Consider the following 15,362-nt stretch of genomic DNA (forward strand, 5'->3'; position numbering starts at 1 on the left):
TTTCAAAAAAGAAACTGAGTTGAGAAGATTATGCAACTTTTGGAAGAGCGGTTCAGTCTATTATGGTGAGGTGACAAATCAACAAGTGGAGGATATTCCATGAACTACAAAAGGAAAGTCGTGTTTATTGGTTTGCTGCTTGGTGCTTTATTAGCAGGATGCAGTCAGAATGTAAATTCATCTTCAAATACTCCTGCAACTGAAAATTCCGCCAATAATGAAGGTGAAGGAATGACAGAAGCCGAGCCGTTCTCTTATACCGCAGAACAAAAAAATGAAATTAGTGAAGCTGCTAAGAAAGCCGGATTAGATAAAGTCTATATCCCTACAGTAGAATTAGGTGTCGATGATTTTCTGGATCGTGTTGAAGCTAAAGACAATCAAGTCCGTATTGTATTTTTTCGCGGTTCAATTACTCAATCCAGAGAAGAACTTAAACCAACTAACGAGATTGCTTCGACTAAAAAAGTTGTGCTTTCTAAAAATGTATCGGGGGAGTGGATCACTCAAGAGAATGGAGCAACCTATTTATACTTTGAAATAGGCGGACTGCATTTCAGTATGGAGTCAGCTAGAGACATTTCTCAGGCTGATTATGAGAGAGCGGCCGCTTCGCTTGAACCATTAACAGTTCAAGATAAGGCAGGTACGAAAACAATTCCTTACGCCATTACAAACAGTAGCGCCATTAGCTACGGAACATTTTCTGAAATGGATGCACAAACAGATATTGTTGTTAAGGGAACGAAGGCAGGGGCTCAGGAAGTAGTTCTGAAAAAAGAAGATGTGGACGGATTGGTTATTGACAATCGCACATTATCCAAATTTGTACTGAGCGATGTATTTAGAAATAATACCGGTCACACGTTGTCTAGCGGGGAGACCATCACCGTCCAAGAAAATGCAGCGGCCGACTCATCAAGAGTTTACAGCACATTTGGATATCAGTTGATGAATGAAAATGAAGAATACTTGCTGTTTTTGAGAGAGAGCCTCACTGATCCTGGTGTATACATTATCCGTGGCGTTGTTTACGGTAAAGTACCTACTGCGGGTGAAGACATTCCATCTAAGAGCACTGCTGATGATATACAGTTTAAAGGAGACGATGATACCCGGGAACAATTAGATGCTATTTTTGAGGACGCCCGGAAAGCGTATTTAAACTGAGTTTAAGTGATCTTTGTATGTTTTGATGAAGAGAATCTAGAAATCTATAAGAATGAACTAGGCAAATGAACCTTTTTCCCGCTCCATTTGTTTATAACTTGCCAGGCTCTGAGTAGTGAAGCTTAACAACCAAAGCGGGGGGATTAAAGGTGTCTATGATATTAGCTATGCATATTGCTACACATCTGCTCACGGGCAGTTTCATTGTATCGATGGTGCTCATGCGCTATGAGATTTCTTTCAGGGAAAAGTTTGTTCTGCTCGGACTGACCTCATTCTTGGGAATTGTGCCGGATCTGTTGGGGAACAGGTATGTATCTCCTTGGTCGCACTCCATTGTAGTTATGGGGCTGGTTATGGTTCCGATTGTGTTCCTGTTCAGGCTGCTGCTGAAAAAATATTCGTATACCCAGTTATATCTGTGTCTAGCGGGGAGTGTGCTGGGGCATATTCTTGTGGATTATTTGGGACATGGGGTCCATTTGATCTATCCGCTGTCCAGCGAAGCTTATACCCTTCCTTTGATCTATCTTGGTGATCCTACGGTATGGTTACCCATGCTTGCGGGTGTGATGAGTTTTGTGCTTCCGGTGTCGTTGGGCAGGAGACGGGTGCTTAGTACGGGCTGTGCGGTGTTTATTGTCCTGTATCTCGGCCTTAAGCTTGCTATGCTAGTGCAGCTGGAGCAAGGGCTTCCACGTAAATTCACGCTCACTCCACAGGCTGCCATACAGGTGTCTCCGCTGGGAGATAATCAGGTGCACAAACTGAGCGATTTTTGGAAAATGGGGTTTGATGTCATCGACTCTCAGCGAAGGGTGCTTGGGGTGTTGCCTGTCTTGGGCGGAGAGGTCCGTTTAGACTTGAATATGATCTTTGCCGTTAAGAGTGACGTTGTCCGCAGCAAGACGGGAAAAGACGGGCTGGAGCAAGTATACCGGAAGCTCCCTGCCGGGGATGAGGCTTCATTTGAAGTGATGGAGGAGAGCGGGGAAGGGCCTGCCGGAGAGATTGTTGCACGTGACCGGGAGGGGAATCCCCGTTATTTCATCTATAAGGATGGAACTTGGGTGGAAGAACAGAGGGAATAGACTATTGCAAAGTAGGGGGAGCGCGTGGAGGGCATTCAAGCACTTATTCAAAAGCTAGACTGGGACACACCTGAAGCCGAACAAGCGGAGTCTATGGGTCCACCAGCCAGCTCCAATATCTTAATGCAATCTTAATGTCTTTGCGTAATCCTTAACGCTATATTAATGCCGGACATGATATGTTGAAGGTCACAGAACATTCTTCTGTGGTCTTTTTGTTGTGTCCGAGAATGGGAGCAGATGGGGTACAAACAAGATCCTACAAATAATAAGCGAGTGGTGAAACCGAGTGATTTCATTTTTAAAACGATTTTTAATTGGCAGGCCCTTAAAGTCCAGTGAATTGGGCGAGCAAAAGTTAAATAAAAAGAAAGCGCTGGCTATACTGTCTTCAGATGCGCTGTCATCCGTTGCCTACGGGCCGGAGCAGATTCTGATTGTTCTGGTTACGATTGGGGCAGCCGCCTTCTGGTATTCGATCCCGATTGCGCTGGGTGTGTTGGTCCTGCTGACCGCGCTCATTCTGTCCTACCGGCAGATTATTTTTGCTTATTCCCACGGCGGGGGCGCCTATGTGGTGTCCAAGGAGAACCTGGGCAAGTATCCGGGGTTAATAGCCGGCGGTTCGCTGCTGGTTGACTATATTTTAACGGTGGCTGTAAGTATATCGGCGGGCACGGATGCCATCACCTCAGCGTTTCCAAGCCTGCACGAGCATAAAGTGGTGATTGCCATTGCTTTTGTGCTTCTGATCACGATTTTGAACTTAAGAGGGGTCACAGAATCTGCCTCCGTCCTCGCTTATCCGGTCTATTTATTCGTCTTGGCCTTATTCATTCTGATTGGTACAGGTCTGTACAACATCTTGTCAGGTAACGTTCCGGCAGAACTGCATACCTCACTGGGTACTCCGGTAGCGGGGATCAGCCTATTTCTATTATTGCGCGCATTTTCTTCCGGGAGCTCAGCGTTAACGGGTGTAGAAGCGATCTCCAATGCCATACCGAATTTCAAAAGCCCGGAAGCGTCCAACGCCTCCAAAACCTTAATCGCCATGGGAGTGTTATTGGCCGTGATGTTCTCAGGCATTGTGGTGTTAGCCTATTATTACGGGATTGCTCCCCGTGCTGACGTCACTGTGGTATCGCAAATTGCCGAGCAAACCTTTGGCCGGAATGCGATGTACTATTTTATCCAGGGAACGACTGCATTAATCTTGATTCTGGCTGCCAATACCGGTTATTCCGCCTTTCCATTGCTGGCTGTGAACCTTGCCAAGGATAAATTCATTCCGCGAATGTTCACCATGCGGGGGGACCGGCTGGGTTACTCCAACGGTATTATCATATTAGGTGTTCTGTCCATGGTTCTGATATATGTCTTCGAGGGGAAAACGGAGCAGCTGATTCCTTTATATGCTGTAGGTGTGTTCATTCCCTTTACGTTGTCGCAGAGCGGTATGATGGTGAAATGGCTCCGGGAAAAGCCAGCAGGCTGGGTGCAAAAGTTCATCATCAACACCGTTGGCGCTCTAATCAGCTTCGTTGTGACGATGATGTTCTTCATGACCAAGTTTACTCAGGTATGGCCGGTATTTGTTTTTCTGCCGATTCTGCTCCTGGTGTTCCACCGGATTCATAAGCATTATGAGGCCATTGCGGACCAGCTTAGAATTTCGACCTGTGAGGAAACGATCAAGATTGAAGGCAATGTGATTATCGTGCCGGTTGCCGGAATCACTCATGTCGTGATGAACTCCCTGGAATATGCCAAGTCGCTGTCTCCGCAGCAGATTATAGCCGTCTACGTGCCCTTCGAGCGGGAGGATGAAGCGGTGTTCGAGGAGAAGTGGAGAAAGTGGCAGCCGGACGTAAGGTTAGTAACCCTGTATACTCCTTATAGAAGCATTGTACAGCCGTTGACCAAGTTTATTGATAAAGTGAATTGGAAGGCCGCAGAGCTGAACCACAGGGTAACGGTAATTATTCCACAGTTCATTCCGAAGAAAGGCTGGCATAATATCCTTCATAATCAATCGAGTCTGCTGATACGCGCCCGTCTGCTGTTCCGCAGCGATGTGATTGTCACTACAGTGCCTTATCATTTGAAGAAGTGATTGAGTATAAAAAGCCTGCACCCCCATGCCGGGAGTGCAGGCTTCTTGCTGTTATTAAGGTTCGTTAACTTAGCCTAGCTTAAGCAGCCTGCTTCGCAGGCAGCAGACGGCGGATCAGCTTCGCCAGCTCCATCACAATGACTGCGCCTAGGGCGAGTCCGGTGGCGGTTAGCCAGTGGTTCATCCCGAAGGTGGCAGGGATTGAGAAGATCTCTCTGACACCTGGCAGGACCGCAATGCCGTAGAAGGCAAAGCAGATCAAGACCGCGCCGATTACATATTTGTTGCTGAAGAAGCCGGCCTCCACAGAGGTCTGGCTGTTGGAGCGGGCAGCGAAGGTCTGCAGGGTGCGTGCCAGAATCAGCGTGGTGAAGGCCATCGCAATCCCCATTTCATCCGAATGCTGCAGCCCGATATACTGGGAGATAATCACGGCAATCCCGATCAGCAGACCGCGGGTGATCACTGCCTGCATCATCCCGCCTGCGAAAATGCCCTCGCTGATGTCCCGCGGCTTGCGGCTCATTACATCCGGCTCCGCCTTTTCCATGCCCAGCGCAATCGCCGGGAGGGAGTCGTTCGCCAGGTTAATGAATAACAGCTGAATGGCCGTGAACGGATTGATCCAGTCGAAGATCAGGGCGAACAGGATGGCGATAATCGCACCCAGATTGCCGGCGAACAGATAGGCGATCGCCTTCTTAATGTTATCGAACACCGTCCGGCCAACAGCCACTGCATTGACAATCGATACGAAGTTATCATCGGTTAGGATCATAGCCGCCGAATCCTTGGCGACATCGGTTCCGCTGCCCATCGCAACACCAATATCGGCCTGCTTCAGTGCCGGGGCATCATTGACGCCGTCCCCAGTCATGGCGGTGATTTTGCCCTTACGCTGCCAGGCCCGGACGATCCGGATCTTATTCTCCGGGGAAACGCGGGCATAGACGCCGATCTGCTCCAGTCTGCTGTCCAGCTCTTCGTCGGACATGGCATCCAGCTCCTGGCCGGTGACAGCGATCTCATCCTCTGCCATCAGCCCAATGTCGCGGCCGATCGCCTGGGCGGTAGTCTTGTGGTCCCCGGTGATCATAATCGTGCGGATACCTGCTTTGTTCGATTCGGCAATAGAGCCATATACGGCCTCGCGCGGTGGGTCAATCATCGCCGACAGGCCGACCAGCACCAGATCCTGCTCATCGTCAAGCCCCACCTCTGTCACCGTATCCGGCACGTTCTTATAGGCATAAGCAAGCACGCGCAGCGCTCTGCCGGAGAACTGTTCGTTCGCTTCATTGAAGTTTTCCAGGACCTCCGCCGTCAGCGGAACCTCCTGGCCCTCCAGCAGGACATGGGAACATCTGCTGAACAGGACATCCGGGCCGCCTTTGGTCAGCAGTGCCTTCTGCCCCTCGAACGTATGCAGCGTAGTCATCAGCTTACGTTCAGAGTCGAACGGCAGCTCGGCCTCGCGCGGGAAGTTATCGCGGATCTCGCGGTAATCCCTGTCCTTGCTGTTGCTGAAGGCAATCAGTGCTACCTCGGTCGGGTCGCCCAGCTCCTTGCCTTCCTCATTAATGTTGGAATCGTTACAGAGCACGGCAATATGCAGCAGCTTGCGGGCTTCCTCCGACCAGTCATCGGCCTTCAGCTTGAACTGCTCCTCTGGCCCTCCGGGGAGAAAATAATCCACAACCGTCATTTTATTCTGGGTCAGCGTCCCGGTCTTGTCCGTACAGATGACGCTCGTTGATCCGAGTGCCTCTACAGCAGGCAGCTTACGGATAATGGCATGCTGCCGGGCCATCTTATTCGTGCCCACGGAGAGTACAATGGTCACGATAGAAGACAACGCCTCGGGGATAGCGGCAACAGCTACTGCTACAGCGAACATCAAGGCATTCAGGATGGCTTCGGTGGTGTCCACCGTGTCATTCGAGAGCCAGACGCGTGCGGCCTGAATGGCGAAGATCAGCACCGACAGCAACAGGACGGCGATCCCCAGCTTTTTGCCGAAGCTCTCCAGCTTGCGCTGCAAGGGCGTCTGCTTGGCTTCGGCACTCTCGATCAGCCCGGCTATCTTCCCGAGCTCGGTGCCGAGTGCCGTTCCTGTAATGACCAGTGTTCCCCGTCCATAGACGACCAGTGAGCCGCTGAAGGCCATATTGCGCCGGTCGCCCAGCGGAGCCTCCTGCGGGATAGGATCGGTATGCTTATCCACGGCTTCGGATTCGCCGGTCAGCATGCCCTCATCGATCCGCAGACTCCCGGATTCAATAATCCGTCCATCCGCAGGCACATAATCGCCAGCCTCCAGGAAGACGATGTCTCCCCGGACCAGCTCCCTTGCGGGAATCGACAGTAAGGCTCCGTCCCGCATGACCTTGGCTTCAGGTGCGGACATTTTGCGCAGGGCGTCCAGTGAGCTCTCTGCCTTCCGGGTCTGCACCACACTGATTACAGCATTCAGAATCAGCACCACGAAGATGATGACGGATTCCATAATATGTCCCATTACGATCTGAACGGTTGCCGCGATGAGCAGCACAATGACCATAGGATCTTTGAAATTCTCCAGAAACAGCTTCCATAGCGGGTCCTTTGCTTTGCCCTTCAACTCATTGTAGCCTTCCTTGGCCAGCCGGTTGTCTACTTCAGCAGACGTAAGCCCGCTTGCGGAACTGTTGACTTCTTCCAGGGTGTCTGAACTATTGCGGCGGTAATATTCCATCAGGTACAAGCTCCTCTCCCGTTTGTTATCTTTTGTCTGTATGGTCCAAATTTACGTTAAATAGTACGACAAGTTTCATTATTCTCAGCTCGGGCGGCTAATTACTTATACCCCAATAGGCCATAGTTAGATAGAATGAATTCAGATAATTATTCGTTAATGATGAAAAATATTTCGTAAAGGCAGGGTTCTGCTTGAATCGGACATTTGCATATGTGATGCTGTTTATCGTCTTTATTCTCCTGTTATCCATTAAGGAGCCGTCAGTCGTGAATACGGTGCTCCTTACGGTTATGGTGACATTGTTAAAATATCTGGTCACGTTCATTCATGAACTTGGGCATTATTTGGCTGGGAAACTCGTGGGCTATCCTGTACCAGTAGTAACCATTGGAGAACGAAAGCCGTTCTGGCGTGTATCTTTTTGCGGAACTTTATTTATTTTTGGCTATGGCTTCGGCGGGCTAACGCTTATGGGGAGCAGTGACAAGGTCAGCAGGCTGCGTTCTTCGATGTTTGCTCTTGGCGGGGTACTGTTCCAGCTTGCTGCAATAATTCTGGTTTATACTACAATGGGAATCGGCAACGAAGACAACTATTTCCTTCCGTTGATTTTCATCATTCTGAACGGATGGACCATCGCGGTCAATCTGTATCCAGCTATCATTTCCAGAAATGAGGCATACTATTTTAGCGACGGCCTGCTTCTGGCAAGAATTATGAAGAGTAGAGAGAACCATCACGAATGATTCTTCTCCTATGTGTTAAGGCGCTTCGGCATATAGCCCTGGCGTCTTTTTTGTACTTTTTAGAGCAAAACCCATAAATAGTGGTATTTTTCCCAATGAGGGGTTCCTTATGCGAGAGAAGGACAAGCACTATAATATGAAGGCGGTTACAAAAAACCGAGGATGAATATAAAAGGGGAGGCAAAGTATGAAAAGTATGAAGCGTGTTTTAACGGGGCTCTCAACAGTACTCGTGATGTCATCTGCTCTGGCAGGATGCGGCGGCGGGAACTCCAATTCCAGCTCTTCCGGCGCAGCTGCAACAACGGCTCCGGCATCAAATGCGGCAGAGGCAACCAAAGCTCCGGAAGCGGGTAGCGGTGAGAAGGTAACGATCAATCTGTGGAGCTTCACCGACGAAATTCCAAACATGACCAAGAAGTATATGGAAGCGCATCCTGATGCGAATGTGGAATTCAAAACTACGGTAATTGCAACTACAGACGGTGCTTATCAGCCTGCACTTGACCAGGCGCTGGCAGGCGGCGGGAAGGATGCCCCGGATATTTACGCAGCGGAATCCGCATTTGTACTTAAATACACGCAAGGCGATGCATCCACCTATGCTGCAAATTATGCAGACCTCGGACTTGATGATCAAATGGTAAAAGATGCTGGCATCGCCCAGTATTCTGTAGATATCGGCAGCAGCCTTGACGGTCATCTGAAAGGCCTCGGTTACCAGGCTACAGGCGGTGCCTTCATCTATCGCCGCTCCATTGCCAAGGATGTCTTCGGAACCGATGATCCGGCTAAGATCAAAACAGAGGTTGGGCCCGGCTGGGATAAATTCTTCGATGCAGCGAAGAAGCTGAAAGCTAAAGGCTATGGTATCGTATCCGGCGACGGCGATATCTGGCACCCGATCGAGAATAGCTCGGACAAGGGCTGGATCGTGGACGGCAAGCTGCACATCGATCCGAAGCGTGAAGAATTCATGGATCTCTCCAAAAAGCTGAAAGACAACGGCTATCATAACGATACAACAGACTGGACAGAAGCATGGTATGCCGATATGTCCGGTGCAGGCGCTCAACCTATCTTCGGATTCTTCGGTCCGGCTTGGCTCATCAACTACGTGATGAACGGTCAGGTGAAGGATACCAACGGCGACTGGGCTGTAACTGAACCGACTACTGGCTTCTTCTGGGGCGGTACTTGGCTCTTGGCCAATGCCGAAGTAACCAAGGATGAAGCGAAGAAGCAAGCCGTTGCAGACTTCGTTAAATGGGTTACGCTCGACAGTTCCGAGACGGGCCTCCAGTATTACTGGGCTAACGGTACGATGAAAGCGGGCGAACAAGGCACGAAGGATAGCGTAGCTTCCTCTGTGGTGATGTCCAAGTCCAATGGTGAAGTTCCATTGCTCGGCGGACAGAACATGTTCGACGTCTTCGTTCCGGCCAACGCGAATGCTTCAGGTAAGAACCTGACCCAATTCGACGAAACGATTAACAAAGCCTGGCGCGAACAGGTACGTGAGTACACTGCAGGCAATAAGACCAAGGAAAAAGCAATCGAAACCTTCAAGTCGCAAGTCAAAGACCAATTGGGTATTGAAAGCGAATAAGAGGAATTCGAAGGGGGCGGGGGATTATCCCCGCCCCTATAATCAACTAAAGAGGTGAGAGCATGCGCCGCAAGGATGTCAGCTATGCGAAATTCGGCTATATCTTTACTTTTCCATTTGTACTTGCCTTTCTGATTTTTTCGCTGTACCCGATTCTGTATACAGCAGTCATCGGGTTCACGGATATGAAGGGGCTCATTCCGAAGCCTATACATATCCTTGATAACCCGTTCCAGAACTTCAAGGATCTCCTGTTCGATAATGTTTCATTCCGCAAGTCCCTGATCAATACTTTCCTCCTGTGGATTACCAACTTTATTCCGCAGATGGCCCTTGCGCTTTTGCTGACCGCCTGGTTCACGAACAAGCGGCTTAACGTCAAAGGACAAGGCTTGTTCAAGGTTCTGCTCTATATGCCGAATATCATCACTGCAAGTACGATTGCCGTGCTGTTCAGTACATTGTTCGCATATCCTATGGGTCCGGTCAACAGCCTGTTTCAGATGCTGGGCTGGAGTGATTCTCCGATCTTCTTCCTGCAGGATAAGACGACAGCCCGCGGCATTATCGCTTTCATCCAGTTCTGGATGTGGTACGGGAACACGATGATCGTCCTGATTGCAGGCGTAATGGGGATTAACCCGGCGCTGTTCGAGTCGGCGGCGATTGACGGCGCGAACGGGTTCCAGACCTTCTTCCGGATCACCCTGCCGAGTCTGCGTACCATCCTGCTGTTCACCCTGATTACCTCAATGGTCGGCGGTCTGACCATGTTCGATATTCCGCAATTATTCCTGGCGGGCGGCCCGGATGACTCTACGCTTACTACGTCCATGTTCATCTACGGGCAGGCGTTCAAGGGCAGTTACATGTATAACCGTGCTGCAGCCGCGAGTATGATCATGTTCCTGATTTCTGCTGTACTGTCCGGCCTTCTGTTCTACGTGATGCGTGACCGGGACGCAGCCAAGTTGAAGAAGATCCAAAAACAAACACACAGAAATGCTGCTCAGGCAGCGGCTAGGGAGGTGTAATCCATGGAGAAGAATCGGGAAAGCAGTAAAGTCACCCAAACTGTCAACAAGACGATTATCTACGTGGTTTGCATCGCTTTGGCAGTACTCAGCATTTTGCCGTTCTGGATTATGTTCGTGAACGCTACACGCTCTACACCGGAGATCCAGAGCGGACTTTCTTTGCTCCCCTCGAGCCACATGATGGGCAATCTGAAGGTGCTGCTCGACAAGAGCTTTGATCCACTGCAAGGCTTCATGAACTCCTTCATTATTGCCAGCGGTGCAACGCTCTGTACGGTCTACTTCTCCTCACTGGCTGCTTACGGACTGGTAACCTACAGCTGGAAGCTGCGGGGCGCGTTCTTCACCTTCATTATGTGCGTGATGATGATTCCTTCCCAAGCCAGTGCGATCGGCTTCTATCAATTCATGTATAAGCTGCACTGGACCAACAACTTCCTTCCGCTGATCTTGCCGGCCATTGCAGCGCCTGCAGTGGTATTCTTCATGCGTCAATACCTGCTTGCTACACTATCCATTGAGATCGTAGAGGCAGCCCGTGTAGACGGATCTGGAGAGTTCCGTACCTTTAACCGGATTATTATGCCACTGATGATGCCGGCCATTGCGACACAAGCCATTTTTGCTTTTGTAGCCAACTGGAACAACTTGTTCATGCCGTTAATCCTCCTTACTCAGAAGGAGAAATATACGATGCCTATCATGGTCAGCTTATTGCGCGGGGACATCTACAAGACGGAATTCGGCTCTATCTATATGGGGCTGGCGCTGACCGCATTGCCGCTGTTCATAGTCTACTTCCTGCTGTCCCGTTATATTATCGCAGGTGTAGCACTGGGCGGAGTCAAAGAATAACCGGATCAGGATAGCTGTGAAGACAAACCATACTGCAGAGAAGGTCCATTCCGGTGGATCATTCTACTGCAGTTTTTTGTATGCGGTTGGTTGAATGAACAGCCGGCATCGGGTAATGTTGAAGGATAAGCGGATAGGGGGAAGCAGGAGTGAAAATCGGATTGTTAATTATTGATCTGCAAGAGGTCCATGTCAGCGGGGTAGAGCAGAAGGAGATTGACCGCGCCTGCGAGTATATCAATTATGTCTCCGGGCTGCTGCGGGCCAAGGGACATGCCGTGATTCATATTCAGGACATTGAAGGGATGCAGCCCTCTGAGGAAGCGAAGTTCGCAATCATCCCCGGAATTGAGATTCAGGAGACGGATTTCAACGTGAAGAAGGAATACTCGAATGCCTTTTGGAAGACGGATCTGGAAAAGCTTGTGCGGGAGCAAGGCATCGATCTGCTGATTCTCTCCGGCTATGCCGCCGAGCATTGCGTTCTGTTCACCTATAACGGGGCTGCCGAAAGGGGAATCAAGGCGGTGCTGCTGCAAAATGGGATTCTAAGCTCTCATCAGGATGTAATCACGGCGGCGTACAGGGACCGGAATCTGGTTTCGTATCCTGTGATTCAAGCGTTGGTGGAGTCTTAGTTTTCAACGAAAAACACCTCAAGCACCGTTTGGCGCTTGAGGCTTTCTTGTTGTTTAGGAAATTATGATTTTCTTCTGTTGTGGATAAGTGGTGCGCAGGTAATCTCATTCACCCGCAGGGTGATTTTGTTCCGGATAGAGTAAAATATTCCCGGTTAGAGTGAAGTCGGACTTTATTTCCCCTCAGTACGGGCTAACTCCGCATGCACGATAGGGGCAACCTTGGTGCCTAGCAGCTCGATGGCACGCAGGACCTCGCGGTGCGGCATGTAGCCGACATTCACATGCAAGAAGAACCGGGTCACGCCGAGATTCTTACGCAGCAGAATGATCTTCTCGGCGACATACTCTGCGTCACCGACATAAAGTGCTCCGCGTAAGCTGCGGGCATCATCGAAGGCTGCGCGGTTGTAGGTTCCGCCCCAGCCCCGTTCGCGGCCGATGACATTCATCTGTGCCTGGGTGGACGGGTAGAATAAGGCCGCAGCCTGGTCGTTAGTTTCACCTACGAAGCCGTGGGAGTGTGTGGCGATCTGCAGTTTATCCGGATTATGTCCGGCGCGTGCTGCGGCCTCCTTGTACAAGTTCACTAGTGGAGCGAACCGCTCCGGCATTCCGCCGATAATCGCGAAGGCGATAGGCAGACCAAGGGTTCCAGCCCGTACAGCGGATTCAGGGTTGCCGCCGCTGGCGATCCAGACCGGAAGCGGGTCCTGAACGGCACGGGGATAGACCGGCAGATTATTTATAGCCGGACGGTGCCCACCGCGCCAAGTGACCTTCTCGGAGGCGCGGATCGCCAGCAGCAGCTCCAGATTCTCCTCGAACAATTCATCGTAATCCTCCAGACTGTAACCGAACAGCGGGAAGGACTCAGTGAAGGAACCGCGTCCGGCCATAATCTCTGCCCGGCCGTTCGAGAGGCCGTCCAGCGTAGCGAACGCCTGATAGACCCGCACCGGGTCATCCGAAGACAAGACGCTGACCGCACTGGTCAGTCTGATCCGCTTGGTTGTCGCTGCCGCTGCGGCGAGGACTACAGCCGGGGCACTCCCTGCATAATCCTTACGGTGATGCTCGCCTATTCCATATACGTCCAGACCCACTTGGTCAGCGAGCACAATCTCCTCTACAGCTTCCCGCAGCCGTTCTGCATGGCTGATCGTCTGCCCCGTCACCGGGTCAGGTGTAGTCTCCAAAAACGTGCTTATTCCTATTTCCATAATCTTCTTTTCATCGGCCATGTTCATCCGCCCCTTTCTTCATGTCATCATTCTACTATACTTTTTAATGTTTCTCAACTTTAGTAAGTGAAATGAAAATGAAAAGTAATTTATCACCTGTCCCATTCGCCGTTGCTGCCGCCTGTCCGGCGACATAATTATATGTTAATACGAAGAAAGCGGTGATGAGGATGGGAAGCGGGTCAGGGAACACAGCGAGCGGCTTCGCTGCGCATGCGGAGGGACTTAGTACGACTGCAAGCGGTACAGCAGCTCATTCTGAAGGGTATACCACGCTGGCCAGCGGAGAAACCTCGCATGCGGAAGGCAATACTACGACTGCCAGCGGAAGCGCATCGCATGCGCAGGGGTATCTGACCCAGGCGACTAATGATACGGCACATGCCGAAGGATCTACTAGTATTGCCAGCGGAGTCGCGGCGCATGCCGAGGGTTATTTGACCAATGCTACAGGTGAAAGCTCTCATGCAGAAGGCTCCATGACGGTGGCCGCCGGGCTGGTGGCACATGCCGAAGGGAGCGGCACCCAAGCCTGGGGGGACAGCTCCCATACAGAAGGGTTGAATACTTCAACTCAGACGACGGCAATCAACGCGCATGCAGAAGGAGAAGGGAATTCTGCCAGCGGGAGGGCTTCCCATGTGGAAGGCGGCGGGTTAGATCCGCTTGGGAATCCGGCCCCGAACTTCGCTGGCGGCTCCGCTTCCCATGCCGAAGGGGTGGGAACCACCGCCATGGGCTTAGCGTCCCATGCGGAAGGCGGAACAACAGATATCACACAGGGCGCCGGACCTTCTGCCCTTGGCGATTTCTCTCATGCCGAAGGGCAGAACACGGTAGCTAGCGGTACTTCAGCGCATACTGAAGGATTAGCAACAACAGCGAGCGGCAATGTGGGAGCGCATGCGGAAGGACAGAATACGACAGCCAGCGGAACCGCTTCCCATGCCGAGGGCTTCCAGACCTTGGCCAGCGGGGCTTCCGGCCATGCGGAAGGGGCTAATACCCAGGCTAGCGGTTCCTTTTCCCACGCCGAGGGGGTGGGGACTCTGGCGAATGCGCCTTATGCGCATGCCGAAGGTGCGGATGCGATAGCTTCCGGCCAGGCTTCGCATGCTGAAGGGCTCCAGACCCAGGCCCTTGCTCCGAATTCGCATGCCGAGGGTGAGGCGACAGTTGTACTGGCGGAGCATACCGGTGCCCATATCATGGGACAGAACGGGTCCACCCGGTTCCCTTATTCGTGGCATCTGGCTAATGGGCTGGCCGTAGGGCCGACTTTTAACTCGGCAGTCATTGAAGGACTTACGGGGAACATGTATCTGGATGGTACTCTGATGTCTCCAGGTGCGGCTGATTATGCGGAAATGTTCGAGACTTCGGACGGCTTATCCATTGAACCGGGGTATTTCGTTACATTCGATAGCGCCAGTGACAGGGTTCGTAAGGCCAACTCGGCAGATGAGTACATTGTTGGGGTCATTAGCGCAAGACCGGCTATCGTTGCGGATTCGAGTGATTTGCGCTGGAAGGGCATGTTCGCTACGGATGAATGGGACCGGATTCTGTATCATGAGGTGAAGGTCCCGGAGGTAAGGAATGAATATGGTCATGTCGTACGCGAAGCAGGAACGAAGACAGAACCGGTACTTAATCCGGAGTGGGATGCCGCGCAGGAGTACATTCCCCGCCAAGAGCGGGAGGAATGGGTGGCGGTCGGAATCGTGGGCAAGCTGCTTGTCCGCGATGACGGCACTTGCGTGCCTGGAGGATACTGCCGTCCGGATCAAAACGGCGCAGCAACATCGTCGGCAGACGGATACCGGGTAATGAAGCGTACGGGCGAACGCCAGATTCGTATTTTCATGAAATAACCTGCTGAACAGGATAACAGCCAAAGAGACCGGGTTGCCCCGGCCTCTTTGGCGGCCTGCTGTCTTCAGGATTCAGGATTTATCCTTCTTGACGGCAAGCTGTACAATCATAATAACAAGAACGAGCAGTGCGATGAGCTGGTCTGTACTCATAGTAGTCCGAACCTCCAATCCCGTAACAAGGATGGCTCTTCCGGACCGCGTCTCCTCTCCAAGAAGCTGCTTCGTTCCCCATAATCCAGCCT

11 protein-coding genes are annotated in these 15,362 nt (G+C 51.4%); 9 read left to right on the top strand and 2 right to left on the bottom strand.

Features of this window, described 5'->3' with window-relative positions; translation table 11 throughout:
- Positions 1-99: 99 nt before the first annotated feature.
- The 3 genes from MHH78_RS06545 (at position 100) to MHH78_RS06555 (ending at position 4,377) form a co-directional block, all read left to right on the top strand.
- Positions 100-1,170: a hypothetical protein gene (locus MHH78_RS06545; protein ID WP_341166925.1), complete on the top strand. Its 1,071-nt coding sequence runs from the start codon at positions 100-102 to the stop codon at positions 1,168-1,170.
- A gap of 155 nt (positions 1,171-1,325) precedes the next feature.
- Entirely contained in the window at positions 1,326-2,261 is a 936-nt protein-coding gene (locus tag MHH78_RS06550; protein WP_341170291.1) for a metal-dependent hydrolase, read from the top strand.
- 289 nt (positions 2,262-2,550) lie between these two features.
- Positions 2,551-4,377 (top strand): APC family permease, encoded by a 1,827-nt coding sequence (locus MHH78_RS06555; RefSeq protein WP_076081782.1) that lies wholly within the window; start codon positions 2,551-2,553, stop codon positions 4,375-4,377.
- Between the two features lie 79 nt (positions 4,378-4,456).
- Here MHH78_RS06555 and MHH78_RS06560 read toward each other — a convergent pair whose 3' ends face one another.
- On the bottom strand, positions 4,457-7,111 hold the full coding sequence (locus tag MHH78_RS06560; protein ID WP_341166926.1) for a cation-translocating P-type ATPase: 2,655 nt from the start codon (positions 7,109-7,111) through the stop codon (positions 4,457-4,459).
- Positions 7,112-7,380: 269 nt separating this feature from the next.
- On the opposite strand from MHH78_RS06560, the gene MHH78_RS06565 reads away from it, so the two are divergent.
- The 5 genes from MHH78_RS06565 (at position 7,381) to MHH78_RS06585 (ending at position 11,999) form a co-directional block, all read left to right on the top strand.
- Positions 7,381-7,860, top strand: coding sequence for a site-2 protease family protein (locus tag MHH78_RS06565; RefSeq protein ID WP_341166927.1), 480 nt, complete (start codon positions 7,381-7,383; stop codon positions 7,858-7,860).
- Between the two features lie 187 nt (positions 7,861-8,047).
- Positions 8,048-9,469: an ABC transporter substrate-binding protein gene (locus MHH78_RS06570; RefSeq protein WP_083685474.1), complete on the top strand. Its 1,422-nt coding sequence runs from the start codon at positions 8,048-8,050 to the stop codon at positions 9,467-9,469.
- A 62-nt stretch (positions 9,470-9,531) separates the two neighbouring features.
- Positions 9,532-10,503, top strand: a complete 972-nt coding sequence (locus tag MHH78_RS06575; protein ID WP_036730473.1) for a carbohydrate ABC transporter permease — start codon at positions 9,532-9,534, stop codon at positions 10,501-10,503.
- Between the two features lie 3 nt (positions 10,504-10,506).
- On the top strand, positions 10,507-11,361 hold the full coding sequence (locus MHH78_RS06580; protein ID WP_076081779.1) for a carbohydrate ABC transporter permease: 855 nt from the start codon (positions 10,507-10,509) through the stop codon (positions 11,359-11,361).
- 149 nt (positions 11,362-11,510) lie between these two features.
- The gene (locus MHH78_RS06585; protein WP_209876680.1) at positions 11,511-11,999 is read left to right on the top strand and encodes a cysteine hydrolase family protein; all 489 of its coding nucleotides are present in this window, start codon (positions 11,511-11,513) and stop codon (positions 11,997-11,999) included.
- Positions 12,000-12,172: 173 nt separating this feature from the next.
- On the opposite strand, the gene MHH78_RS06590 is transcribed toward MHH78_RS06585, so the two are convergent.
- A complete protein-coding gene (locus tag MHH78_RS06590; protein WP_076081777.1) occupies positions 12,173-13,243 on the bottom strand; it encodes an LLM class flavin-dependent oxidoreductase in 1,071 nt (356 codons plus the stop codon).
- Positions 13,244-13,413: 170 nt separating this feature from the next.
- Here MHH78_RS06590 and MHH78_RS06595 point away from each other — a divergent pair, with 170 nt between their 5' ends.
- Entirely contained in the window at positions 13,414-15,117 is a 1,704-nt protein-coding gene (locus MHH78_RS06595; protein WP_341166928.1) for a peptidase G2 autoproteolytic cleavage domain-containing protein, read from the top strand.
- The last annotated feature ends 245 nt before the right edge of the window (positions 15,118-15,362 follow it).

The organism is Paenibacillus sp. FSL H3-0333 (assembly GCF_038002805.1).
GTDB lineage: Bacteria > Bacillota > Bacilli > Paenibacillales > Paenibacillaceae > Paenibacillus_AQ > Paenibacillus_AQ silagei.